This window comes from Microcoleus asticus IPMA8, from assembly GCF_013179805.1.
Classification (GTDB): Bacteria; Cyanobacteriota; Cyanobacteriia; order Cyanobacteriales; family Microcoleaceae; genus Microcoleus; species Microcoleus asticus.
In genome coordinates this window covers 1-22,533 of sequence record NZ_SRRZ01000061.1, presented here as the reverse complement: position 1 = coordinate 22,533, position 22,533 = coordinate 1, and the positions used below count along the sequence as shown (strand labels likewise).

General features: G+C 43.6%; 27 protein-coding genes. 16 read left to right on the top strand and 11 right to left on the bottom strand.

The window, feature by feature from the left end; translation table 11 throughout:
* The first annotated feature begins 211 nt into the window (after positions 1–211).
* The 9 genes from E5S67_RS17095 (at position 212) to E5S67_RS34780 (ending at position 7,496) form a co-directional block, all read left to right on the top strand.
* On the top strand, positions 212–553 hold the full coding sequence (locus E5S67_RS17095; RefSeq protein WP_246276830.1) for a pyridoxamine 5'-phosphate oxidase family protein: 342 nt from the start codon (positions 212–214) through the stop codon (positions 551–553).
* 119 nt (positions 554–672) lie between these two features.
* Positions 673–1,026 carry a DUF5335 family protein gene (locus E5S67_RS17090; RefSeq protein ID WP_172189278.1) on the top strand — a complete coding sequence of 118 codons (354 nt, stop codon included), beginning with the start codon at positions 673–675 and terminating at the stop codon, positions 1,024–1,026.
* Between the two features lie 231 nt (positions 1,027–1,257).
* Entirely contained in the window at positions 1,258–1,470 is a 213-nt protein-coding gene (locus E5S67_RS33420) for an SDR family oxidoreductase (protein ID WP_246276829.1), read from the top strand.
* Positions 1,471–1,487: 17 nt separating this feature from the next.
* Positions 1,488–2,471: an aldo/keto reductase gene (locus tag E5S67_RS17080; RefSeq protein WP_172189276.1), complete on the top strand. Its 984-nt coding sequence runs from the start codon at positions 1,488–1,490 to the stop codon at positions 2,469–2,471.
* 330 nt (positions 2,472–2,801) lie between these two features.
* Positions 2,802–3,806, top strand: coding sequence for an NADP-dependent oxidoreductase (locus E5S67_RS17075; RefSeq protein WP_172189274.1), 1,005 nt, complete (start codon positions 2,802–2,804; stop codon positions 3,804–3,806).
* An 87-nt stretch (positions 3,807–3,893) separates the two neighbouring features.
* Positions 3,894–4,688 (top strand): SDR family NAD(P)-dependent oxidoreductase, encoded by a 795-nt coding sequence (locus E5S67_RS17070; RefSeq protein WP_172189272.1) that lies wholly within the window; start codon positions 3,894–3,896, stop codon positions 4,686–4,688.
* A gap of 810 nt (positions 4,689–5,498) precedes the next feature.
* Positions 5,499–5,780, top strand: coding sequence for a hypothetical protein (locus tag E5S67_RS17065; RefSeq protein ID WP_172189270.1), 282 nt, complete (start codon positions 5,499–5,501; stop codon positions 5,778–5,780).
* Between the two features lie 355 nt (positions 5,781–6,135).
* On the top strand, positions 6,136–7,233 hold the full coding sequence (locus E5S67_RS17060) for a sensor histidine kinase (RefSeq protein WP_172189268.1): 1,098 nt from the start codon (positions 6,136–6,138) through the stop codon (positions 7,231–7,233).
* A 143-nt stretch (positions 7,234–7,376) separates the two neighbouring features.
* Positions 7,377–7,496 carry a cation-transporting P-type ATPase gene (locus E5S67_RS34780; protein ID WP_216670528.1) on the top strand — a complete coding sequence of 40 codons (120 nt, stop codon included), beginning with the start codon at positions 7,377–7,379 and terminating at the stop codon, positions 7,494–7,496.
* A gap of 91 nt (positions 7,497–7,587) precedes the next feature.
* Here E5S67_RS34780 and E5S67_RS17050 read toward each other — a convergent pair whose 3' ends face one another.
* From E5S67_RS17050 to E5S67_RS17040, 3 genes are read right to left on the bottom strand one after another with little or no spacing between them, the layout of a single operon-like run.
* A complete protein-coding gene (locus E5S67_RS17050; protein ID WP_172189266.1) occupies positions 7,588–8,655 on the bottom strand; it encodes an NAD-dependent epimerase/dehydratase family protein in 1,068 nt (355 codons plus the stop codon).
* 11 nt (positions 8,656–8,666) lie between these two features.
* Positions 8,667–9,992 (bottom strand): hypothetical protein, encoded by a 1,326-nt coding sequence (locus E5S67_RS17045; RefSeq protein WP_246276828.1) that lies wholly within the window; start codon positions 9,990–9,992, stop codon positions 8,667–8,669.
* Between the two features lie 7 nt (positions 9,993–9,999).
* Positions 10,000–11,310, bottom strand: a complete 1,311-nt coding sequence (locus E5S67_RS17040; RefSeq protein WP_172189264.1) for a glycosyltransferase — start codon at positions 11,308–11,310, stop codon at positions 10,000–10,002.
* Between the two features lie 505 nt (positions 11,311–11,815).
* On the opposite strand from E5S67_RS17040, the gene E5S67_RS17035 reads away from it, so the two are divergent.
* Positions 11,816–12,037 carry a hypothetical protein gene (locus E5S67_RS17035; RefSeq protein ID WP_216670525.1) on the top strand — a complete coding sequence of 74 codons (222 nt, stop codon included), beginning with the start codon at positions 11,816–11,818 and terminating at the stop codon, positions 12,035–12,037.
* 210 nt (positions 12,038–12,247) lie between these two features.
* Here E5S67_RS17035 and E5S67_RS32510 read toward each other — a convergent pair whose 3' ends face one another.
* Together E5S67_RS32510 and E5S67_RS32505 are read right to left on the bottom strand one after the other, a co-directional pair.
* Complete coding sequence (locus E5S67_RS32510; protein WP_216670524.1) at positions 12,248–12,493, bottom strand: hypothetical protein; 246 nt, start codon at positions 12,491–12,493, stop codon at positions 12,248–12,250.
* An 83-nt stretch (positions 12,494–12,576) separates the two neighbouring features.
* Positions 12,577–12,924 carry a hypothetical protein gene (locus E5S67_RS32505; RefSeq protein WP_216670523.1) on the bottom strand — a complete coding sequence of 116 codons (348 nt, stop codon included), beginning with the start codon at positions 12,922–12,924 and terminating at the stop codon, positions 12,577–12,579.
* Between the two features lie 47 nt (positions 12,925–12,971).
* On the opposite strand from E5S67_RS32505, the gene E5S67_RS17025 reads away from it, so the two are divergent.
* Positions 12,972–13,280 carry a cation transporting ATPase C-terminal domain-containing protein gene (locus tag E5S67_RS17025; RefSeq protein WP_339382894.1) on the top strand — a complete coding sequence of 103 codons (309 nt, stop codon included), beginning with the start codon at positions 12,972–12,974 and terminating at the stop codon, positions 13,278–13,280.
* Between the two features lie 35 nt (positions 13,281–13,315).
* Here the strand turns inward: E5S67_RS17025 and E5S67_RS17020 are convergent, their stop codons facing one another.
* Positions 13,316–13,915, bottom strand: a complete 600-nt coding sequence (locus tag E5S67_RS17020) for a glutathione S-transferase family protein (RefSeq protein ID WP_172189260.1) — start codon at positions 13,913–13,915, stop codon at positions 13,316–13,318.
* 84 nt (positions 13,916–13,999) lie between these two features.
* Positions 14,000–14,962, bottom strand: coding sequence for a glycosyltransferase family 2 protein (locus tag E5S67_RS17015; protein WP_172189258.1), 963 nt, complete (start codon positions 14,960–14,962; stop codon positions 14,000–14,002).
* Between the two features lie 280 nt (positions 14,963–15,242).
* Between E5S67_RS17015 and E5S67_RS17010 the strand changes: the two genes are divergently transcribed.
* Positions 15,243–15,866 (top strand): TenA family protein, encoded by a 624-nt coding sequence (locus E5S67_RS17010; RefSeq protein ID WP_172189256.1) that lies wholly within the window; start codon positions 15,243–15,245, stop codon positions 15,864–15,866.
* 494 nt (positions 15,867–16,360) lie between these two features.
* Here E5S67_RS17010 and E5S67_RS17005 read toward each other — a convergent pair whose 3' ends face one another.
* Both E5S67_RS17005 and E5S67_RS17000 read right to left on the bottom strand, forming a co-directional pair.
* Complete coding sequence (locus E5S67_RS17005) at positions 16,361–16,549, bottom strand: hypothetical protein (protein WP_172189254.1); 189 nt, start codon at positions 16,547–16,549, stop codon at positions 16,361–16,363.
* 147 nt (positions 16,550–16,696) lie between these two features.
* Positions 16,697–17,989 (bottom strand): pentapeptide repeat-containing protein, encoded by a 1,293-nt coding sequence (locus tag E5S67_RS17000; RefSeq protein WP_172189252.1) that lies wholly within the window; start codon positions 17,987–17,989, stop codon positions 16,697–16,699.
* Positions 17,990–18,108: 119 nt separating this feature from the next.
* Between E5S67_RS17000 and E5S67_RS16995 the strand changes: the two genes are divergently transcribed.
* The gene (locus E5S67_RS16995; RefSeq protein WP_172189250.1) at positions 18,109–18,564 is read left to right on the top strand and encodes an aspartyl protease; all 456 of its coding nucleotides are present in this window, start codon (positions 18,109–18,111) and stop codon (positions 18,562–18,564) included.
* Between the two features lie 240 nt (positions 18,565–18,804).
* Here the strand turns inward: E5S67_RS16995 and E5S67_RS16990 are convergent, their stop codons facing one another.
* The gene (locus E5S67_RS16990; protein ID WP_172189248.1) at positions 18,805–19,317 is read right to left on the bottom strand and encodes a DUF1648 domain-containing protein; all 513 of its coding nucleotides are present in this window, start codon (positions 19,315–19,317) and stop codon (positions 18,805–18,807) included.
* Between the two features lie 101 nt (positions 19,318–19,418).
* Between E5S67_RS16990 and def the strand changes: the two genes are divergently transcribed.
* The 3 genes from def to E5S67_RS16975 all read left to right on the top strand — a co-directional run bounded on the left by def (position 19,419) and on the right by E5S67_RS16975 (position 21,691).
* Complete coding sequence (gene def, locus E5S67_RS16985) at positions 19,419–19,979, top strand: peptide deformylase (protein ID WP_172189246.1); 561 nt, start codon at positions 19,419–19,421, stop codon at positions 19,977–19,979.
* Entirely contained in the window at positions 19,979–20,179 is a 201-nt protein-coding gene (locus E5S67_RS16980; protein WP_281363548.1) for a hypothetical protein, read from the top strand. Before def ends, E5S67_RS16980 begins: the two co-directional genes overlap by 1 nt.
* A gap of 177 nt (positions 20,180–20,356) precedes the next feature.
* Positions 20,357–21,691, top strand: coding sequence for a PrsW family glutamic-type intramembrane protease (locus E5S67_RS16975; protein WP_172189242.1), 1,335 nt, complete (start codon positions 20,357–20,359; stop codon positions 21,689–21,691).
* 36 nt (positions 21,692–21,727) lie between these two features.
* Here the strand turns inward: E5S67_RS16975 and E5S67_RS32500 are convergent, their stop codons facing one another.
* A complete protein-coding gene (locus E5S67_RS32500; RefSeq protein WP_216670522.1) occupies positions 21,728–21,910 on the bottom strand; it encodes a PEP-CTERM sorting domain-containing protein in 183 nt (60 codons plus the stop codon).
* Positions 21,911–22,533: the final 623 nt, after the last annotated feature.

Here is a 22,533-nt window from a genome sequence, read left to right as displayed (position 1 = left end):
CGATCGTTGACTTTCACATATCGACTCCATCCAACGACAGATGTAAAGCCGGGATTATTTCTGTTCAATACTACCAATCAACTGAATTTTTCAGAGAATAGTAATGTTAGATATTGATCGAATGAGTTCAAAACAAATACACGAGCTACTACACCAAGTAGGATACGGTGATATTGGCTGCATACGCGAAGGCAAACCCTAGGTGATGCCAATGAATTATTATCTCGAAGATTCGGACATCTACCTGTTTACAACCGAAGCCATGAAGACTCATGAAATAGACGCAAATCCCGAGATCTGTCTACAGGTTGAAGAAATACACGATCCGGTTCATTGGCGCAGCGCGATCGTGAATGGTCGAGCCTCCCGCCTCACAGTTCAGGAAGACATCGATAGGGCAATGCACTCTATCGAAGAACGCAATCCAACGCTGTCACCTGCGATCGATCGAACCTGGATTGATGCTCGGGGACGTTCAGAAGCGATCGCAATCTACCGCATCGACGCGAGTGAAATGAGCGGGCGCACGACTGATGGAGTCAGCAGTCGCTAAGAAGCGACATACCTCAAACGTTGAGAATGTTAAGGGAAACCCGATTCTCCTAGGTCCAGGCTTCACAATAATTAATCCATTGCTTTGATTCTTTTTACTATTTTTTCACAAGGAATGATATGACGAACAAAATTGACATCAACAAATCTGTGCCGCACGAGCGATGGGGTGAATTTTTCGATCAGTTTTCAGATGGTAATCGTGGGCGGAATATTTCCATCGAAGTCATCAATTCAGAACTCGGTCATGCAGAACTGATTAAGAACGCACCATTGATGGCGATGGTTTACGATCGCCCTGGAAAGGGAGATGATTTGGTGATTGAAGTGGGTAAAGATGTGGTGACTTATGCTCACACGATCGATTCACCAACTGAAATTTTAACGGGACAGGACTCAAACGGCGTGATGATGGCGGTTCGGATTAGTGACGCTGCTGGGACACAAACATTGATTCAGCTACAAGCTAGTTGAGCTGGTTGAATAATGCTGAGTTTAGTTTATTTCAGTACCCAATGTTTCAACCCCCACACTCAATAACCCACAGAAGTGAATATGTCAGAGATTTAAAACAAAGTAGCAATCATCACCGGAGCTAGCAGTGGATTAGGTGAGGCGACTCGCTGCTAGTAGAGCCAAACTAATGTTAGCTGCCCGCCGCGAAGATCGGCTCAAAGAACTGGTTGCCGCGATCGCCCAATCAGGGTGCTGCCGCTAGAGTCAAACGGCGAAATCCGTTCGACTAATATCTCACCAAGAGCCGTTGCCACTGATTTGACTACCGCGATTAGCGATAAAGATACAGCAGCGGGAATGAATGCTCTTTATGCGATCGCCATTGATGCAGATGCCATTGAGCAGCCCGGTGATTTTGATGTGAATGAAATCATCATCCGCCCGACACGTCAAGAACTTTAGACTAATAGGAAAACATCATGAAACAGCGAAAACTGGGCAATCAAGGATTAGTGGTTTCGGAACTAGGACTGGGCTGTATGGGTATGTCCGAGTTCTACGGCATAGCCGATGAGTCAGAAGCGATCGCCACCATTCATCGCGCCTTAGAGCTAGGCGTGACGTTCCTCGACACGGCTGATATGTATGGTGTCGGCCACAATGAGGAGTTGGTCGGCAAAGCAATTAAAGACTGTCGAGATCGAGTCATCATCGCCACCAAGTTTGGCAATGTACGCGGTAGTGACGGCAGCTTTCTAGGCGTGAATGGCAAACCCGAATATGTCCGCTCTTGCTGTGATGCCAGTCTCAAGCGTCTGGGCGTAGATGCGATCGATCTTTACTATCAGCACCGAGTCGATCCAAACACTCCCATCGAAGAAACCGTAGGTGCAATGGCGCAGCTCGTCCAAGCCGGGAAAGTTCGCTACCTCGGTCTTTCCGAAGCCGCGAGCGCCACCATCCGCCGTGCCCATGCAGTACATCCTATTTCGGCACTCCAGACTGAATATTCGCTGTGGAGCCGGGAGCCAGAATCCGAGATTTTGCCCACCTGCCGAGAGCTAGGGATTGGGTTTGTGCCTTATAGCCCTCTGGGGCGCGGGTTTCTCACAGGCAAAATCAAGAGCCTCGATACGTTATCTGAGGGAGACTATCGCGCACAACGATATCCTCGCTTTCAAAGCGACAATCTCCAGCAAAATCTGGAGCTAGTCGAGCAGATAGAGCAGATGGCCGCCGCTAAGGGCATCAAAGCTGGACAGTTGGCGCTGGCATGGGTCTTAGCCCAGGGCGAAGACATTGTGCCGATTCCAGGCACCAAACGCCGCACCTATTTAGAAGAAAACATTGCCGCGGCTGCTGTAACGCTGACTCAAGCAGAACTAGACCAGCTCGGGAAAGCGCTGCCATTAGGAATTGCCGCGGGCGATCGCTACCCTGATATGAGCACCGTCAATCGTTAGGATTTGGTCAACTCGCCAAGTGGATGGAGAGGGTCGGCGCGGGGACACGACAAGAGTCAAAATCCTGGTTTTCCTGAGAATGAAACACCCCTCTTTGTAGGGGCGGTGTCCCCGTGCCAGCCCTCGATGTTAGGGGGATCTCCGCGTTAAAAACACGCCCTGGCCGCAGCAATCTCAATCTTTTTCGTTTCCTTTTTTATTAAGTAAACCAGAGGAATAGAACTTAAATAAATCTAATCTTTGGCATCCATGCCTTTAGAAAATGTTAAAAACAACAGATAAAACTCAAGTCGAGCGAGTTCTGAAAGCCTAATCAATAAGCAGAAAATTATGACAAATACAATCAGCCGCGAAATTCAGCTAGTCTCCCGCCCCAAGGGGATGCCCACCGCCGATAATTTTACGATCGCGCAAACAGAACTAAAGCCACTTCAAGAGGGGCAGGTGCTCGTTCGCAATCTCTACATTTCGGTAGATCCATATATGCGCGGTCGCATGAATGAAGGGAAATCCTATGTTCCCCCGTTCAAGTTAGGTAAAGCGCTAGAAGGCGGTGCAGTCGGCGAAGTCATCGAGTCGCGCGCCCAGGAATTAAAGCCGGGTGATGTTGTCACTTCCCAGTATGGCTGGCGAGAATACTTTATAGCTGCACCAAAAGATTTGCATCAGGTCAACCGCGAGATTCAACCGCTCTCAGTTTACCTCGGTGTCCTCGGCATCACGGGCATGACCGCTTGGGTTGGGTTGAATTTGGTAGAGGTCAAAGCCGGCGATGTTATTTTTGTTTCGGGAGCAGCCGGTGCGGTGGGAAATGTCGCCGGACAACTAGCGAAATTGCGCGGATGTCATGTCATCGGGTCAGCCGGTTCAGGGTCGAAGGTCAAGTTTCTGCTGGAAGAATGCGGATTCGATCGCGCCTTCGATTACAAGGTCGGCCCCGTCCTCGAACAACTCAACCGGGCAGCACCGGACGGAATAGATGTCTATTTCGATAACGTAGGAGGCGAAACCCTCGAAGCGGCCCTCTCGGCGTTGCGGGTTCACGGTCGAATTATCGCTTGTGGCGGCATCTCCGGTTACAACGAGGAAAAGCCCCAGCCCGGCCCTTCCAATCTATTTAATATGGTTACCAAACGGTTGACGATGAAAGGGCTAATCGTTAGGGATTGGCTCGATCGCCAGAGTGAGTTTGAACAGGAAGTGGGCGGCTATTTCCAAGCTGGGAAACTGAAGAACAAGGAAACAGTGGTGGTAGGAATCGAGGGAGCGGTGGGTGCATTCATCGGTCTTTTTGAAGGCAAAAATGTGGGTAAAATGGTGGTAAAATTGGATTAGGTGGCGACTAATTGAGTCGGCACTTGCTTGATGATTTGAGCAAGTTGAAACCCTAGATCGCTTATACATTATTTGGTTTAAGAAAGTATGGATCTCCAACTCTCCGATAAAGTTGCACTCGTCAGCGGTTCAACCGCCGGAATTGGACTAGCGATCGCTACGACACTTGCCCAGGAAGGAGCAACTGTCATTGTCAATGGCAGAACGCCAGAGCGCGTAAACGACGCTCTCGATCGCCTGAAGCAAAGTGTCCCAAATGCCAAACTTCAGGGAATTGCTGCCGATTTGGGAACGCAAGCAGGAGTTGAATTATTGTTTCAACAAGTGCCCGAAGTCAACATTTTGGTCAACAACTTGGGAATTTATGGCTCTCAAGCATTTGAAGATATCTCCGATGAGGAATGGATGAACATTCTGGAAGTAAACGTTATGAGCGGTGTTCGGCTCTCGCGTCATTACTTACCGCTGATGCTAAAAAAAGATTGGGGACGAATTATTTTCATCTCTAGTGAATCGGCCTTGAATATTCCCGCCGAAATGATTCACTATGGCGTTACCAAGACTGCACAAGTGGCCTTGAGTCGCGGTTTAGCTGAAACAACCGCAGGCAGTCGTGTCACGGTTAATACAGTATTGCCAGGACCAACCCGTTCCGAAGGAGTGGAAACTTTTATTGAGGGACTTGCTAAGGATCAAAATATTTCACCCGAACAAGTTGAGAAAGAATTTTTTACCAAGACTCGTCCATCTTCACTGATTCAGCGATTTGCTACAACGTCTGAAGTTGCTGCATTAGTTGCATTTGTTGCTAGTCCTCTAGCTTCTGCAATTAATGGGGCCGCCTTGCGAGTCGAGGGTGGATTGTTGCGATCGATTGTTTAATAATAGGACTTACGCAAGTGGTACATATAAATAAGCTGTTGTGCATTTAAACGATGCTATTCCAGCGACCTCTCCGGCTTGCAATGCCAAGGTTTCACGATTTCGCAATAGCTAATTTAGATACAGAACAGCTTAGTAGGGTGCCCCGGAACAGAAAACCCTCGATATTCGTTGTAGAACTTCGTCTGACGCACCCTACAAGTCAAATCCGGCTAAGTCGAGGAGTTTCTTCGGGGGAGTTGAGGTCATAGCCAGTGAGCTAATCTGTATAACATCATGATTAGGGGTATTATACAGAAGATTTCTGTGGAAAAAATAAGTCGGAACAATTCTTAAAAAATCATTATTTAGGATGTTATAGAGAAACTTTCTGTATAATTCATAGTTAGACATCCTTCTAATTTTAAATATAAATATCGATGTGAAATGTCATATTTAACAAGTATTGAAAAACTCAAGCTAGAGAAATTACTCGAAAAGGAAAGCGGTTATGTGCTTAAAAAAAATCATATCGCTGTTCATAATTCACTTATCTATGTCCAATTATAGATTTGCTTTTAATCAAAACTCTTCCAATCGATAGAGGATATTTAAATTTTTTAATTCTACTATAAAAAATATCTAAAACTTAATGATAATCACAAAAGCGATGTGATCAAAACAGCTAGATAAATTATAATCTCATGTTGTTGCCAATCAATATCTTTTCTTTGAAATGGTCTAATTATGGCTCGCATTCGTTATCAAGAAATAGTTGTGTAAGCCATTGAACTCAATTCATACCTTTTATTACATCTACAGGAGAAACTCATGGAAAATACAGAAAGTACATTGTTCGATCGCACATTCCGTGACAGCGAAGGCAATATTGTTATAGCTCAGCCGCCAAATCTCCCACTGATTGTCGGGATTGTAGCTAGTTTGTTAAAGCTCATTGTTCCAACAGGCGAAATTAATTTAGCGTTGGAACTAGTAGCCTTTGGGTCTTTGTTTACTTGGGCTTGGGAAGAATTATTTCAAGGCGTTAATTACTTTCGGAGAGCATTAGGTCTGATTGCGCTTGTTGGTCTAATTGCGTGGAAACTTCAATAAGTAGGTAAACATCAATAAATCCTATCGACCGTGACCTTACCTGAAAAATTTACGCAAACTCTTCTTTTGTTATGGGCATGACCAGTCAAGTTTCAGATGTAAAGATGACTTCGCGCTGAGGCGATGAGCTTGACTCCATAGCATTCTCTCCTTTCTCTTTAAAAGATCGCAATTGTCGCGATGAGTATTAATATCATTGCCGGTTTAATTCAGTAATTACCGCAGATTTCACCTTTATAAAGTACCCCCCAGAAGCCGAGTTTCTTGCTGAAACCCGGCTTCTGTGTAGTTCACTTACCTCAAAATTGCTGTATAATGAGCTCTCAACACGGACTCATGCAGAAAATCAAAATCGATGTCCAACGAAGCGTCTGACCGTCTTAAACAAAATGCTGAAAAAATTATGCGGATGTGGGAGAAGCGGGCGCGCGATGAAGTCAGTGCATCAACGCCTCAAAATTCTCTTGCCCTGCAAAATTCCCTTCCTCTATACTTAAACCAACTGGTAGATCAACTCTCAAAAAGAATTGTCAGGACACCTGCCCGAATCACAGCCGACGAGGTAGAAAGCACCCGGATTGGCAAGCTGCACGGGCATGAACGGGCGGGGTATGCTGACTACTCTATGAGTCAACTCATTTTCGAGTATCACCTCCTCCGTCAAGTAATATTTCAAGTTTTAGAAGAAGAAGCACCTTTAGGAGTGCAGGATCGAGACATTATTATCGGCTCCATTGAGCAAGCCGTTAATGACGCGGCCACTCAATTCTCCGAAACGCTGCGAGATATTCAAGAATTATTTATGGTGACGCTAACTCACGACCTCAGAAATCCCATCAATGTCGTAAAAATGGGAACTCAACTGATGCTGCGGCGCCTGGAACGACGAGATACCCACACGGATGTGGCCGCGAGGATGCTGGGTGCGATCAATCGGCTGGATTCGATGATTCAAAATCTGCTGGATGCGAGTCGGCTGCGGGCAGGGCAGAGCTTAAAGATTGAATTTGAAGAATGCGATTTTGAGATGCTAGTCCAAGAGGTGGTAGAAGATTTGAACTTCGCGTATGGAGAGCGGTTTGTTGTGGTCTGTGATTCTGATATCTGGGCTTTTTGCAGCCGTAAAGAAATACGGCGGGTGATTGAAAATTTAGCAATTAACGCTGTGAAATACGGTGAGCCTAGTACGCCGATTACACTCACACTCCAGCAAACTGAAACGCAGATCGGCCTTACTATCCATAATGAAGGCAATCCGATCGCCCTAGACGCTCAATCCATTCTATTTCAACAATTTCGTCGAACCATTTCTGCCCAGGAGCAAACCGGCTGGGGATTAGGATTATTTTTAGCAAAGAGTATTATTGAGGCGCATCAAGGGACACTTGCGGTTGAAAGTGGAGAGGGCAAGGGAACAAGCTTTATTATCAACTTACCTAAAGTTCTTCTTTAGTTCGGGACATTAAGACTAAGAATAAAAATAGGGTATAAAATAATTAATTTACAGTCAATATTTCAGAGCTAACCCACAGCTCAGGTGCTTCAGCAGACACACTCTAAACCGCAGAATTAAGCCGTTAATATGCGAAACAAAGCCTGAGCGAGTACGGCGCAAACAGCCTCAAACAAAAACACAAATCGGCCGCATTGATACTGTTGCTTAATCTGTTAAAGAGTCTGATTATCTTGATTCTAATAGGACTTACCCAGGCTTAAGGCTGTAGGAAGGCTTTGAGATTGCGAAGCCTGCTCCGAGCAGGCTTCGCTCGCAATGACAGCATTACGTTGTCAATGCGTAAGTCCAGTTTTAATTAAAAACGTCAGTGACGTATTTCTCAAATTGATAAATCCACTCATAAATTTCAGTGAGAGTTATCTTAGCATCTCTTTTGGGTTGCCATCCAGTGGCATTCATCACTTTGCGGGAGTCTGTAATAAAAATAGGAATATCACCGATGCGGTTTTCTAGAATAGGATTAATCGTAATTTTATGTCCCGTAATTTCCTGACAAAGCTGAGTTGTTTCATAGAGCGAAAGCGTGTTGTTAACCCCACCACCCACATTAAAAATTTGTCCTTTTAATTTTTCTAAATTGTCAATTTGTAAATCTATCAATTCTAGTAAATCTGCTATATGCAAAAAGTCTCTGACCTGTTTACCTGTCCCTCCATAACCGATGTATTTTAAGGGTTTTTGGAAGTAGTGAAATGCTATCCACAAAGCAAAAATACCTTGATCGACTTTGCCCATTTGCCAGGGGCCAGTCAACACGCCACAGCGATTAATTAGAGTTCTTAATCCATAGGCATCCGCATATTCAGTAATTAGTAATTCTGAGGCTAATTTGGTTGAACCGTAGAGAGAACGAGCTTTATCCAAGGGAAATTCCTCTGAAATACCATGACTAGAAGCTCCTCGTAAAGATTGTTGCTCTAAAAGTTGAAAACGGGTTTCTGCTTCTGTGAAGTTTAAAGCATTAAGATAAGCAATAGGATAAATTCGACTGGTAGACAGAAAAATAAAATCTGCGTGAGTTTGACGAGCTAATTCTAAACAGTTAATGGTTCCGACTAAGTTAGTTTGTAATACATAACCAGGAGAAGTGTATCCTGCTAAAACAGATGGTTCCGCAGAACATTCTAAAATTAAATCTGATTGCAATACTACCGGATCTAAATCTTCTGGATTTCGGATATCACCATGAACAAACTGAATACCTGCTTGCTTGAGCCGGGGTAAATTTAATTCTGAACCCCTTCGCCTCAGATTATCTAAGGCCGTAATTTGCCAGTCGGGATGGCGTTGGGCCAGTCCCAAACCAAGAGAACTGCCTACAAATCCTGAACCCCCAGTAATCAACACTCTTCTACTCATAATTGTTTACCTCACTCATTGTTAGCGTCAAAACCTCTAGGTTGAAAATATATATAACTTTTTAACCAGTTTGGCAATGTTAATATTGTACTATAAGCAAAAAATAAAAACAAGAGCCAATTGAGCAATTCATCAAAGTAGTGAATTTGGAAACTTTTATTACTTAACCAAGTAGTTAAAATAATTGCCATTAATGCTAGACCGGAGATAGACTCAAATTGAACTTGAGTTTTTAGCCACACCAAGATTTGTGGAATAGTAAATAGTAAAAATATGAGCCTATAGTCCCAATTATTACCTATTAAGAAAGTGCCGATATATATACTAGAGCCTATCCTAAAAGCTTCAATTTGATTAATATTTAGTTTGTTATTTTGAAATAAATTCTCTGTGTGCTTAGCCAATAAATAAGATATTAACAAAAATAAGGCTATGGTCAAATAAAATAGTAATAACTTAATTTGATTAAAATATTGTGGAATATGAGAATTATAAAAGCTATAAAAATATTTGTCTAATTTATCAAAGATAACATCGAATATTACCTTTCCACCATAAGAAAATATTGTAACTCTAGGTGTCGCCTTACTAATAAGAATAATACTTTCAAAATTTGTAACTACATAAATTACAAAAGCTATAACAATAGAGAGAAAAATAACACTAAAATTTCGCTTTTTTTCTTTAATAGCAGTTATTAAAGCAAAAATAGGGTAAAGTTTTAAAATGGCAGCAAACATTATTATTATGTAAGAAAAATAACGCCAAATAGCAGTTTTATTTTTCATTATTAATAACGATAAAGATAAAAGAATAAAAATAATTAGATCGTTGTTACACCGTTCTATGGCCAACATTGCTGAAGGAGAACACAAAATTAGTGCATAAAACAAAGCTTCAATATAGTTCAATCGTTTAATAGTAACAAAGACTAAGATAAAAAATAGCAATCCGAGTAAAATTCCCAAAATAACTGTATGACTTTGATCTAATCCCCAGGATGCAGGGACTGACAAAATTCGTGGATAGTTCATCGGACGCTTCCAAGGATCGCAGGGATTCGCAAGGAGAACATCATAGCCTAAGCGAATACATTCAGCACCACTGGTTATCACCCTTAGATCGGCAAAGGGAGGTAGCATTGTTGGAACTAATGGATATATGAATTTAAATTTAATCCATGAATCAGGGTAATTAGAGAAAAAATTTGTAGCAATAGCTATGGGCATAAAATATGCAATTAAAATTGCAAACAATAAGATGCGTCCGTCAAGTTTAGTGGTTTTGGATAACTGATGGTTAAGATGGTTTTGAAAGCTTTGTAAAACTCTATACATAGATTATTTATTTTTTTATTTGTTTGAGGATGGTTGTTTGAGTTTGCTTGCGAACATAATCTCCCATAGAAAAATGTTTTTCTAGCCAAATATAAAGAACAATAAATAAATATCTGCTTCCCATTTCTTTGATTTTTAGCTTAGATACTCCTGCTTTACGATTTTGCCATGTAATAGGAATAATTTTGTATGAATACCCCCTAACAATTGCCTTGAGAGGAATTTCAACAGTTAAGTTAAAGTGATGAGATAGCAGCGGGTTAATACCTTGAATTACCTCTCTACGGTAGCCTTTAAAGGCATTAGTTGTATCATTTAATTTTAATCCGAATAGGATTTGAATAAATAAATTAGCTAACCGGTTTATGAATAACTTATGAGTGGGATAATCAACAACTTTACTGCCCTTGATGAATCGAGAACCAAACACGCAATCGTAACCTTCTTGCAGCAGATAATAGTAATCAACAATATTTTCCGGGGAATCGGAACTATCGGCCATAACAATGGCTACAGCATCTCCTTGAAAATTCTCTAAACCGCAGCGAATAGCAAAACCAAAGCCGTTAGGAAAATAGTTATTTATGTAACGCACTTTGCTGGTTTGAAAACTGAGTTTTTGCAATAATTCTTCTGTGCGATCACAACTATTATCATTGACTATGAGAATTTCATAATCAATTCCCTCTTTTTCTAGTAATTGGGTGATAGATTCAACAGTTTCGACTATACAACCTTCTTCATTATGAGCTGGAATTAAAATCGAAAAAACTTTAATTTCTGTCGATTTTTCTGAGTGAGGCACTTTTCTTGAGTAAGAAGAGCTATTTTCCACTGCAGGAGCCAATCCTTCTGGATAATATATTTCTGGAGGAAAGAGTGTGGGTTCCTGAGTTTGTTGACGTGGAGTTTTAAAGACGAATCGATCACTAATCAGATAATTTACAGATGCACTCAATAGTACACCTACCAAGGTATTAATTGCGTAATTTATCTTTAACCAATCTAATAAAGGAAATAGCAGGAAGATGCGAGCGATTACGGAAGTACCAGCCGAGAGATGGTACAAGGGAATTTGTCGCCACAATACCTCTTGAAGTGTCCATGAACCTCCTGGCCAAACCCAAATTCGATAGATAAAAAAACTTGCTAAAAGTGAAATTTCAATTGATATCACATTAGCAATATTGCGTAAGGTGGGTGTATCAAACCCTAGCTTGTCAATTATCAAAAAAATCACAAGCAAATTTATGATTGCTGATACACCACCGCCCAAAATAAATTTAAAAATTTTTTGCCGAAATAGCTTTTTTAGCATTTTGAAAAAAACTAAAAACTACATTATTTCTTTTTTTGTGTTTAAGCTTTTGACATTCCTACCCCTTCAAGGGTAAGCTTTCGTGGCATTTTATCTGTAGAATTTTTACGGTTGCCACATTGTAAGGGATAATATCGTATAAAATGCGAATATTCACATTAAGATTTGTAAAAATTTTGCCTTGGGGTTGCGATCGCGAACCCTGACAGACTGGGGACTGGGGAACGTTCAAATATAACAGGACTTACGCAAAAATACCCGTAACGCCGCCAGGATGGCGGTAAAGAAACCGCCAGGATGGCGGTGTTACGTAAAAAAGCGTGCGTAAGTCCTGTCTAATTTTTGCTGCGGTGCGATCGATTTTCCTTCAAGATGCGGCAGATGCCATATTTTGGGACGCTCGTCATTATCAGCGGATTATTAGGGTTTTGGCAAGAGGGCGGAGCCTCGAACGCTGCCGAAAAATTCTTGGCATTAGTGCAAGTTAAAGCAACTGTTTTGAGCAATGGTCACAATTGAGTCAGGTTATGTAAATCCACTCGATTTGATGGCAATGCTGGCGACCATTGGAGTGACAATAATCCTTCCCTGGACACCTTTGGCAGCCCTGCTGGGATTTCAACGGTTGTCGTTGAGTTTTGTGCTGGTGCTAGGGGCGATCGTGCTGTTGTACGTTACTGTCGCTGAAAATGTGAAACGAGTGTTTTATCAACGAGTGAAATTTTAGTTGTCAAGGTGCAACACTTATCGGTTAAAGGATTAGATATCAAATGAGTTTTAGCTAGGGCATTTTGGGCTGGATAAAAATTATGTTTTACCTACTCTACCTGATTTTCATGTCTTATGCTACTGGGACGTTTAACCCCACCTTTTCATTTAACTTGAAATCCATACAAATAGATTTCAGGCATATTAATTCGTCCATCATAACGACTTTCTACAATTCCAAGTTGAAGTAAATATTGCAAAATCCCTTCAGAGCAAGTTGAAGTAAATATTGCAAAATCCCTTCAGAGTTAGTTACAGGTGGTTGTTTTTCAGGACTCCATCTGGTGGACTTTACAGCCTCTAAAAATATTTCCTGCTGCATGGGAGCTTTCAGATTTACTAAGCTTATCTTGAGAGATTTTAGCCAAGGATACTCTTCCTGTAATTCCCGAATTCTATCATCTGAAGTATTCATTAAAGCCCCCTGTAAGCCAGAGGGTTGCAAAAGTAATGTGTTTTGTTCAAAAAAAGATAGCTGTTATATTCGACTTTGTGCAGCTAAGCTAAGGCAAATAACTTGAGAAAAGAACGTGGCGCAATTCGACCACCAGCATCCTGAAGGTGATTGGGAATCCAGCGATAGGTGATTCCTTTTTTAGCATTAGCACTCATATACTTACCAATCATCCTTTCGATTAGTTCTTCAAACAATTTTTCATTTGATGTTGCAGTCAAACCCAAGCCAGTTTTGTTTTCAATAATCAACCCTGGGATATTTTGCAAATATTCTGTCATTTCATTACCAGAGTTCGCAAGTCGTTTGACCAAAAGTTGGTAAAGCCATGAATGTTTCCATTCCAATCGAATTTGATGGGCTTGCAGTTTGGAAGCATCAGGAAAATTCAAAAAATCCTCTCGAAATAGATCGGTACGCAAAAACATAAAGTTATGGTATAGCGAAAAGGGCTAGCGAGCAATCTCAAGCGGTAGATTTTAGGCGTAAACCAGGAAAATACTTGTTGATGGCAACGCTGGCGACCGCAGGAGTTACAATCATCATGCCCTGGACACCTTTAGGAACCCTGTTCGGATTTCGCCCGTTGCCGTTGAGTTTTATACTGGTTCTGGGGGCGATATTGGTGTTCTACTTTAGTGCGGTCGAGAATGTAAAAGGAGTGTTTTACAGCCGCGTACAGTTTTACTTGTCAAGGCGAAGCAGTTATGACTTTGAACAACTGAGAAATGTAACGGTAATTTTCTAGACGTATAGTATTTTTAGCCTCATTTAAATTAAATTTCATTGTGTTATGCTGATATATCGAGGCTGATTCTTGACGCGATCGATCCAAGTTTGAATTGCTGGAAATCTGGTTAAATCAAATCCGCCCTCACCAGCAACGTGAGTGTAAGCAAATAAACCGATGTCAGCAATAGTATAGCGATCGCCCGCAAAAAACTCATTTTCTGCTAAATGCTGTTCCATCACCCCCAAAGCAGCATAACCCGGTGCTTGTTTTTGTTTAAGTGCTTCCTGATATTCTTCAGCTTTCCCTATCAAATACCAAAAACGAGAAGTAGCAATAAAAGGTTCGTGACTGTACTGTTCAAAAAATAACCACTGCATGACTTGAGCGCGTTCAAGTTTATCCGTGGGGAAAAACTCAGTTTCTTCGCTCAAGAAAAACATAATTGCATTCGATTCAAACAGAAATTTACCCGGTGCGATTTCTAACACCGGAATGCGGCCATTGGGATTTTTGACCAAAAATTCAGGTGTGCGGCTTTTTCCTTCTAGAATATTAATTTCTGTGCGATCGAACGCAATATTGAGCTGAGTTAACAGCAAGCGAACTTTATAGCAATTGCCCGAGGGGGAATACTCGTAAAGTTTAAACATGAGTCTAGAGAAGATTTTACGTGCTTAAATTATCTCATAAATTAGATAATTTAAGCTCGATGAGTTAACTGTTGTTTGCTAAAATTATTTTGGCGATCGGTGTCGATCGTCAAAACCAGCCACTTCTGCCAAAGTATAAAGCGGGCGGCCCTTCACCTCCTCGTAAATACGCCCCACATACTGGCCCAAAATCCCAATACTAACCAACTGCACCGCACCCAAAAAGAAAACCGCCATCATCACAATCGTCAAACCAGTTAATGCCGAACCCGGAGAGAAAAGACGCCAATACAAAACCAAAAAAGCCATTAACACAGATACAAATGCAGCAAATAACCCCAGATAAATAGAAAGTCTGAGGGGAACCTTTGAAAAAGATACTAACCCATTCATCGCCAAAGCGAAAGATTTGCTGAATGTATACTTAACATCGCCAGCAAAACGGGGATCTCGTTCAAACTTAACTGCCGTTTGCTTAAAACCAATCCAAGCGCGCAATCCCCGAATGTAGCGATTGCGTTCAGGCATGGCATTGAGTACGTCCACCACGCACCTATCCATCAAACAAAAATCTCCCGTATCTATGGGAATATCAACATCAGCAAGATGCCGCAAAATGCGATAATACATATAAGCTGGCAACCGCTTAAACCAACCTTCTTGACGGCGTTGAGTGCGCTGAGCGTAAACAACTTGATAGCCCTGTCGCCACTGTTCTACCATATCTATAATTAGCTCTGGCGGGTCTTGCAAATCGCCGTCCATGATGACTACAACTTGACCAGTAGAAAAGTTTAAGCCAGCAGTTACAGCTATTTGGTGACCGAAATTGCGGGCAAAACTGAGATAACTAATTCGCGAGTCTTGTTCGTGCAATTTTCGCAAAAGTTCTAGAGAGCGATCGCGGCTACCATCATTGATTAAAATTAATTCTACTGGGCCGTCCATTCGATCCATCACGGCACTAATTCGCCGATACAATTCAGCGAGATTTTCTTCTTCGTTATAGATAGGAATTACCAAAGAATACTTAGGTTTATCGTTCATTTCAGTTTCTGTTTAAAAATCGGCTTTTCTACCCTTAAATCAAAAGTTTCTTTTTCCCCGACGCTGGCTGCTTCACGAGAGAGGTTCGGCACGTAATTTCGCTCTTTGATCCCGAAAACAGCAGCAGACAAAATAGCAGCTTACCAAAACTTATCTATTTTCTTAAATAGAAAAATAAAGACACCATAATAATGACGCACGCCAAGGGAAAATATTTGTTATCATAGATGTTTAGTCAGACTAGAAAAATTACAATCATAACCCATCGATTAAAAAGTGCATGACAAATTCCAATGATCTTTGGCAAGCAAATCAAGACTTAAGCGAAGCTTGTCTGCAACATCCCTTTGTCAGAGGCATTGCTGACGGCAGCCTGCCCTCAAATAGTTTTGCATATTACATTGCACAAGACGCATTTTTTCTGGGAGCATTCGCTCGCGCTTACAGTATCGCTGCGGCAAAAGCACTAGACTGGGAAGGGTTTGAAATTCTCCACAATCTCGGCAGCGGTGTTTTAGAAGAACTTCGGTTGCATCAAGGATATGCAGGCAAATGGGGGGTAAACTTGCAAGAGGCAAAACCGGGAATCGCTACCCGCCGCTACACAGATTTTTTATTAGCAACAGCCTGGGGAAGCGGTGTCGGTTTGACAGCAGCCGCCATGACTCCTTGCTTGCGGTTGTATGCTTTTTTGGGACAGCAGCTAGCTAAACCTAATATACCGGAACACGCCTTTAGCGAGTGGATTTCCACCTATAGCAGCCCTGATTTTGAGATTTTAGCAAAACGGCTGGAAAGTTTGGTCGATCGCTACGCAGAAGCTACGCCGGAAGTAGAAGCAACCTATCGCTACGCCATGCTGTGCGAAAGAGACTTTTTTCAGGCAGCTTGGGAAATAGAATAAATTAAGTTTGGGCAAAAGATATGGAGAACTATCTTAAGCTACCTACACGCAGCAAATTTAACAGCCAGGTACAGCAGGAATGTAGCAAATAAAGTCATAACACCATATCCCCAACGAGGCTGACTGCTCAACACGAAAGCGAGTGCGCTCCGAGAGCGACACAATGCCGTAAGCGTATCGGTGAAACGATTACAGAGCAACGGAGTTTATCAGTAGCGCTCAAGAGTAAAAACCCAAATAGCTGACTGTAATTCTAAGCCTTTTTCGCAAATCCCACAAATAGCCACCGCCCTAAATCATCGCAATTTTACTAACAGCTTGCAACCACCAATAATCCCCCCAAAATGCCCAACTATTAATTAGTATCCTGCTAATTCCACTTGGATTATAAGAGTCTTCAACCCGCGCATCAGCAAAGGAAACAGCGGATAAAAAGCCACAGAATGCTGCTGCCCGTCATCTGCATACCTGTAGCCTAGATTAGCGATTTCGACCTACCATTTACCGTCCCAGTGCGAAAACAGTTCCCAGCCGCTGATGGGAAGGAAGCCGCTTACAAAACCCAGAGGCGGTCGAATCATATACACGGGCGGGTTCTTGCAGACTAAACGAGCAATTACCTGCATCCCGATCGCAATTAACGATCGGCTGAGAAACCACACATAGCAGCGACAAAAATCCATCCATCCCTGCTTTGTCCCGCGCCAAGGGCAGAGTTACTTCTACCCGTAAATCATTATTTGTTATGGCTAAAACAACCCAAGACTGTGGATTTAAATTACAGTATCGCCCTATCCAATATATACGTAGGTACAGCGGTACTGCTAATTTTAACGTCCGAGTTTATTGGGAATCCCTTCGCAGCCACCGGGAATAGTGTCTCTCGACTTCGATCCGCACCAAGCGCAGCAGTAATAGCGCTGGTCCTCCGACAGCCGCTTGACAGCGGTGAAATCAGCACGTTCAACCACAGCGCCGGTATGTTCCCCCGTTTGATAGTTGGGAAATTCGGTACGGCTGCGGGGGGATGCAATTTGTGCCGAGCCGTAGAACAATGCGGCGGCTCTCATGTCGGCGCGAGCGAGATTGGCGTCGTACAAGACAGCGCGCGAGAGGTTGGCTTTCACTAAATCGCACTTGCTGAGATTGGCACGGACGAGGTTGGCTTCGCTCAAATCCGTCCACCGCAAATCGGTGCCAGCCAGGTCAGCACCCGCTAACATGACATTGAGATCGATAACGCGGATACCGTGATCTCTGTCTTCAGCGTAGCCGCCGTCGCCGTCAAGGATGGGGCGGCCTAAAAGCCGATCGCGCTTCAGAGGAGTAACCAATCTAGACTGCGACAAAAACCGCAGAATTTTAGCTTTACCTTCAGCATCTACACTGCTCATAATCGCAGCGGTGCGACCTTCTGCGATCGCCCTTTCCTGCGGCCAGTCTTCCAAAAACCCTTGTTCGTCAAGGGCTAAGTCGGAAACCCCTTGAAAATAAGCATCGATCGTTTGCTGCTGGGTAATTCGATTTTGCTGAATCGTCAAATCTTTCGAGATCACGTACTGCCGCCAAGCCACATAAACGCCCAAAATTGCGATTAAAATTTGGCCCAAAGCGCCGATCAACTCGCCGAGAGCGCCGATGGCGTCCCAATTGATTTGGATGTTGCGGCTTCCCGGTTCAGTATTACTACCGCTGAGCATCAGCAAGCCCACAATCCCAGCTAAAAGCCCGAAGCAGGCGACAATCAGAGTGCGCCAAGTCGGCGGAATTACCTGCGCCCAGATTTTGCCCCAACTCGGCCACATCAGCCGCAGCGATATGCCGATCGCACCGACGGCACCAATTAAGCCCAGCCAAATGTTGTCATTGGCCAGCCCAAAAATCATCGCTGCGATCAACCCCAGCGTCAGCGCCGACGCCGACTTCTCAGGAGTCGTTTGTTCCGGCTGCTGCGGCAATAAAACCTTGCGAGTTGGAGGCGGCGGCACCGGTTTTTCGGGTTCAGCAGTAGCGACGATTGTCCCTGATTCTGGTGGCACAGTAGGGCTCGCACCGTTCTGACTTTCTACAGTCACGTTCGATTCAGGGCGATTGGGTTGAGAAGAGTTGTTTTCTGGTGTCATGCGTTGAGGCAAATTCTAATTTTGGCCGATCACTAAAACGATTTTAACTAACCAAGGAGGATTCTAGATAGTATTACCATAGAAATATCCACTAATTACACTCAAAGAGGTAACATACTATGACCCTGGTACTTCCCAATCTGCAAGCAAAACAAATGGGTCAAGTAATCACTACAATCACCGTCACTAATTTCATCGATCTAGTTATGGCTGAACGGGGATTCATTGCTGCTGAGGAAGTTCGCTCTGTTACCCTGGATAACGTTGTTGTCGATACCGGAGCAACTCTGCTTTCCTTGCCAGCTCCCATTATTAGCCAACTAAGTTTAAGGCAAGTAGGAGAAAGAGATGTAGAAACATCGGCTGGCATCAAAAAAGGTCGAATTTTTGCAGGCGCTCAAATTATTGTAGAAGGGAGAGAAGGGAGATTTGATTGTTTAGAGTTACCCGAAGGCGTTTCTGCTGTTTTGCTGGGCGTGATTCCAATGGAAGAACTAGGCTTAGAACCTGATTTGAAAAATCGACGGTTGCGAGTATTGCCGATGAACAATCAGCAAACATATCTGATGGGTTAGTCGATAGGCGTTTACCGCAGCACAAACCTCTCGCCTGTGATTCCTATCATCTCCAGTCAATTACCAACCATCAAAAATGTTTGTAGTGAGGACTAAACTCCTCATAAAAATTTGATAAATAAATTCCTCATTACAAAGTAATTTTCTTTATTTTTGAGCGGTTATATATCATTAACTGCGTTTAAGAAAATATACCATAAAACTGGTTGTTTGGGTATCGGTAAGTTTTTTCCCCTACCTCTAGCGAGCAGAATAAGCCTTGAGCAAATACACCCCAACCGTCCCAAACATCAAAACAACTAACCCTAAAAGTACCTCGATACTAAACCTTTGAGCATTGCCCAAAGCGACAAGAATTTGCTGCCGAACCACAAACGCCAACAGCCAGCAAATCTCCGCCTTCAGCCAAACCAAAATGCCTCGCCCCAACAGATATTGCCGGCGAGCGTTCTCAGAAGTAATTGGTACGGGATAATTAAAAGTATGCGGATAACGCGATACCGCAGTTAAAACCGCAAAAATAATGGCAGCCACCGCGGGCACGATCCAAATCGTCACCTTGTCGCCCCAAGCATCAGCCAGCCCCTCCAAGCCGAAATGAATCGGAATTCGATCGGGCAAAACCGCCCAAAACTGTACGATGAGTAAAACAGCCAGCAAAATCGCGATCGCAGCTAAAAGCTCTACCGCCACTAAAACAGGCGAAAGGCCCAGAGAAATAACCGGCCGTTGGTTTGGTGCGTTTCCAGTCATGGCTACTTAAAACTATAATTAAGATTGGAAATAATAGTATTGGTTCCAATTTCATTCCCCAACAGCTTTCGTTGGGGTTTCCAAACATCCCGCGAGGTTTTATGACGGCTCAGGTTTTGGTTGAAAAGAAAAAGTTAGAAAAACCGCCCCTAACCATACACACATTAGGCGATCGCGTCCTGCGGCAGCCAGCGAAGCGCGTCAAAAGCGTCGATGCAGAAATTCGGCAGCTAGTCCGAGAAATGCTGCAAACCATGTACAGTGCCGATGGCATCGGTTTGGCCGCCCCCCAAGTCGGAGTCAACAAACAAGTAATCGTCCTCGACTGCGACCCGGAAAACCCCGCCACACCCCCCATGGTGTTGATCAACCCCACTATCAAGGCTAGCAGCAGCGATGTCTGCATCTTGCAAGAAGGGTGTTTGAGCATTCCGGGAGTTTATTTAGAAGTCAAACGCCCAGAAGTCATTGAAGTGTCCTACCGCGACGAATACGGTCGCCCGCAAACCCTGATAGCAACAGAGTTACTGTCGAGGGCAATTCAGCACGAAATGGATCACCTCAACGGAGTGCTGTTTGTAGACAGAGTAGAAAACAAGCTCGCACTGACTGAAGAATTAGTCAAGCACAAATTTTCGCCAAAGGCAGTAAAGTCAGTATGATGGCAGGAACTCCTAAAAGTAGTTTATTGTTAGCTCTTTCGTGTATCGCCGCGATCGCAGCAGTCGGCTCCATCTTTGAGCTATCTTCTGGAGAAGCTCAACTCGGCAATTTAGTCACCGGGATCATCCTCGCCCTCAGCGTACCGCTAACAGGCATATTTTTCTATGCAGCCGTTCAGGATGCCAGAGCCAATCTATAAGCAGAGTCATTAGTCATTAGTCATTAGTCAGCAGTTATTAGTCAGCAGTTATTAGTCATTAGTCAGCAGCTAACAACCAATAACTCTGGAATAAAGACTGCCCAAAAATAACATCAGCTAACAGCTTGCGAGATCATGACCAATGACTAATGACTGAGGACTAATGACTCATAACTCATGACAAATGAAATCGGATTTCTGCGACAAGTGCCAGCTAAAGGCGCTGCGGGAGCGCCAGCGTCCAAGTACCAACTTTCTGAAGATGGGGAGGTGGCGATCGGACGCGATCGAAATTGTCAAATAACTTTAGAGTCGATCGCCCACGGCATGGTTTCCCGCCGCCACGCCGCAATCCGTCCGCTGACTCAGGGTACTTTGACGAGATGGGAAATTTGCGACCTCAACAGCGCTAACGGAACTTATATCAACGGGAAAAAGCTGCAAGGTTGCCAAACTTTAGAAACAGGCGATCGCATCAGTCTCGGCCTTGACGGCCCTGAATTCATATTTGAATCTCCCCTAACCCCTTACCCAACTAAACCTGAATTCCCAGCAAGAAGTGGCAATTTTGCTGCTACTGAAAAAGACACTCTCACTTTAACTCAATTATTCCCGATCGCCTCGACGGGCAAACAATTAAGCCAAAAAGCTTACTTATATCCAGGTATTGCCACAGTTATTGTTGTCGTGTCGATGTTTGTCGCCGTTGGAAATTCTGCAGCATTCAACTTGTTGCTGTCAGCTTACCTCGCCGGTGCGGCTTACTACTTTATCTATCAACTGTGTGGCAAACACAAACCGTGGTGGGTATTGCTTGGTTCGGCTTTAGCTACAGTCCTGATTGTAATCAGCCCCCTATTGATTGGATTTATATTAGTATTTAGAGAAATTTTGCCCGGCCGCCTGCCAGCCGAAGGCGAAGCAATCAGTTTTTTGCCTTTTTTGACCAGAATGTTTTTCGGGGCGGGTCTGATGGAAGAATTGCTGAAAGCCCTGCCTGTTTTGGGAGCGATGTTGTTGGGAAATTGGCTAAAAAACCCGTGGCGCGATCGAGTCGGCGTTTGGGAACCTTTAGACGGAATTCTGTTAGGAAGTGCCTCCGCAGTCGGCTTTACACTGTTAGAAACTCTGGGACAGTACGTTCCCAATGTCATCCAAAATGTCACCCTGCAAGCAGGGCCCGACGCCGGACAATTAGTAGGATTGCAGTTGCTAATTCCCCGCATTTTGGGTTCCGCCGCCGGACACATGGCTTACAGCGGTTATTTGGGATATTTTATCGGTTTGAGCGCCCTCAAACCCAGGAAGCGCTGGCAAATTTTGGGCGTAGGTTATTTCAGTGCTTCCGCACTTCACGCTTTGTGGAATGCGTCAGGAGCCGCCAGCGTACTTTTGCTGGCCTTGGTGGGAGTTTTGTCCTATGCGTTTTTGGTAGCCGCAATTTTGAAAGCCAGGGCTCTGTCTCCCAATCGATCGCAAAATTTTGCAACTCGAATATTTTCTGAAAAGTGACTGCTGAGCGATTAATTGTTGAGGTGCGATCGCACCTCAAGCTGCCATTTTTTTCTTGTGTTTTAACCAGCTTAAACCTGCCAATGCTAAAGCTGTGCCCCCAGCAGTGAGAGGTTCGGGAACTGGTTCGGCTGCGGTATCCACCAGGGTGTAATCAACCTCGTAATCGCGGGTGAATCTTCTATCGGCTAGCTCAAAATTACCACCGTTTATGCTCATATATCGCTCGGAATGCCCATTTAACACAGATGTCCACGTACTAGGACTCGTCCTGTAGGTACCGATAAGACCAAGATGCGTTGGCGCTCCACAGAATGTACAAAGGCCCTCCGTCCTCTGAAGGAATGATTGATTCACTCGTCGCATAGTCGCTGCCATATGCATTCAGTCCGCGAAAATCCCTTCGATCAAATACAGCTCTAAACCCTGCCAAATCGTGATATTCTTTGCTTCCCACAGTGAAACCGTAGAATCTTCCCTGGGAAACTGCAATTGATTCATATCCTATTCCTGTAAGGGAGGAGTTATTCACCTTGAAAAAATTGCTACTATTATCTAGGAAATTGTAGGTGAGTACGGCGCCTTGTGCTTTGTCTACTCCTACCAATGACACGACTGAAAACAAACTTAAAATTGTGCTAGCGATCGCACTTCCTAATCTCGGCCTTTGTTTTTGACTCAGGGTAAACGCATCTTAACTTTAACCCAAAATATGCTACAGTTATCTCGGACTAATTTTTATGTAGTTTATAACTGTAGTTTAGACTAAAAAATGAGCGCAGCTAAAAGTAGCCACCTTTGAATGTCAGGCAAGCTGTTGCTCAAAAACTCAAAAAGTAGAA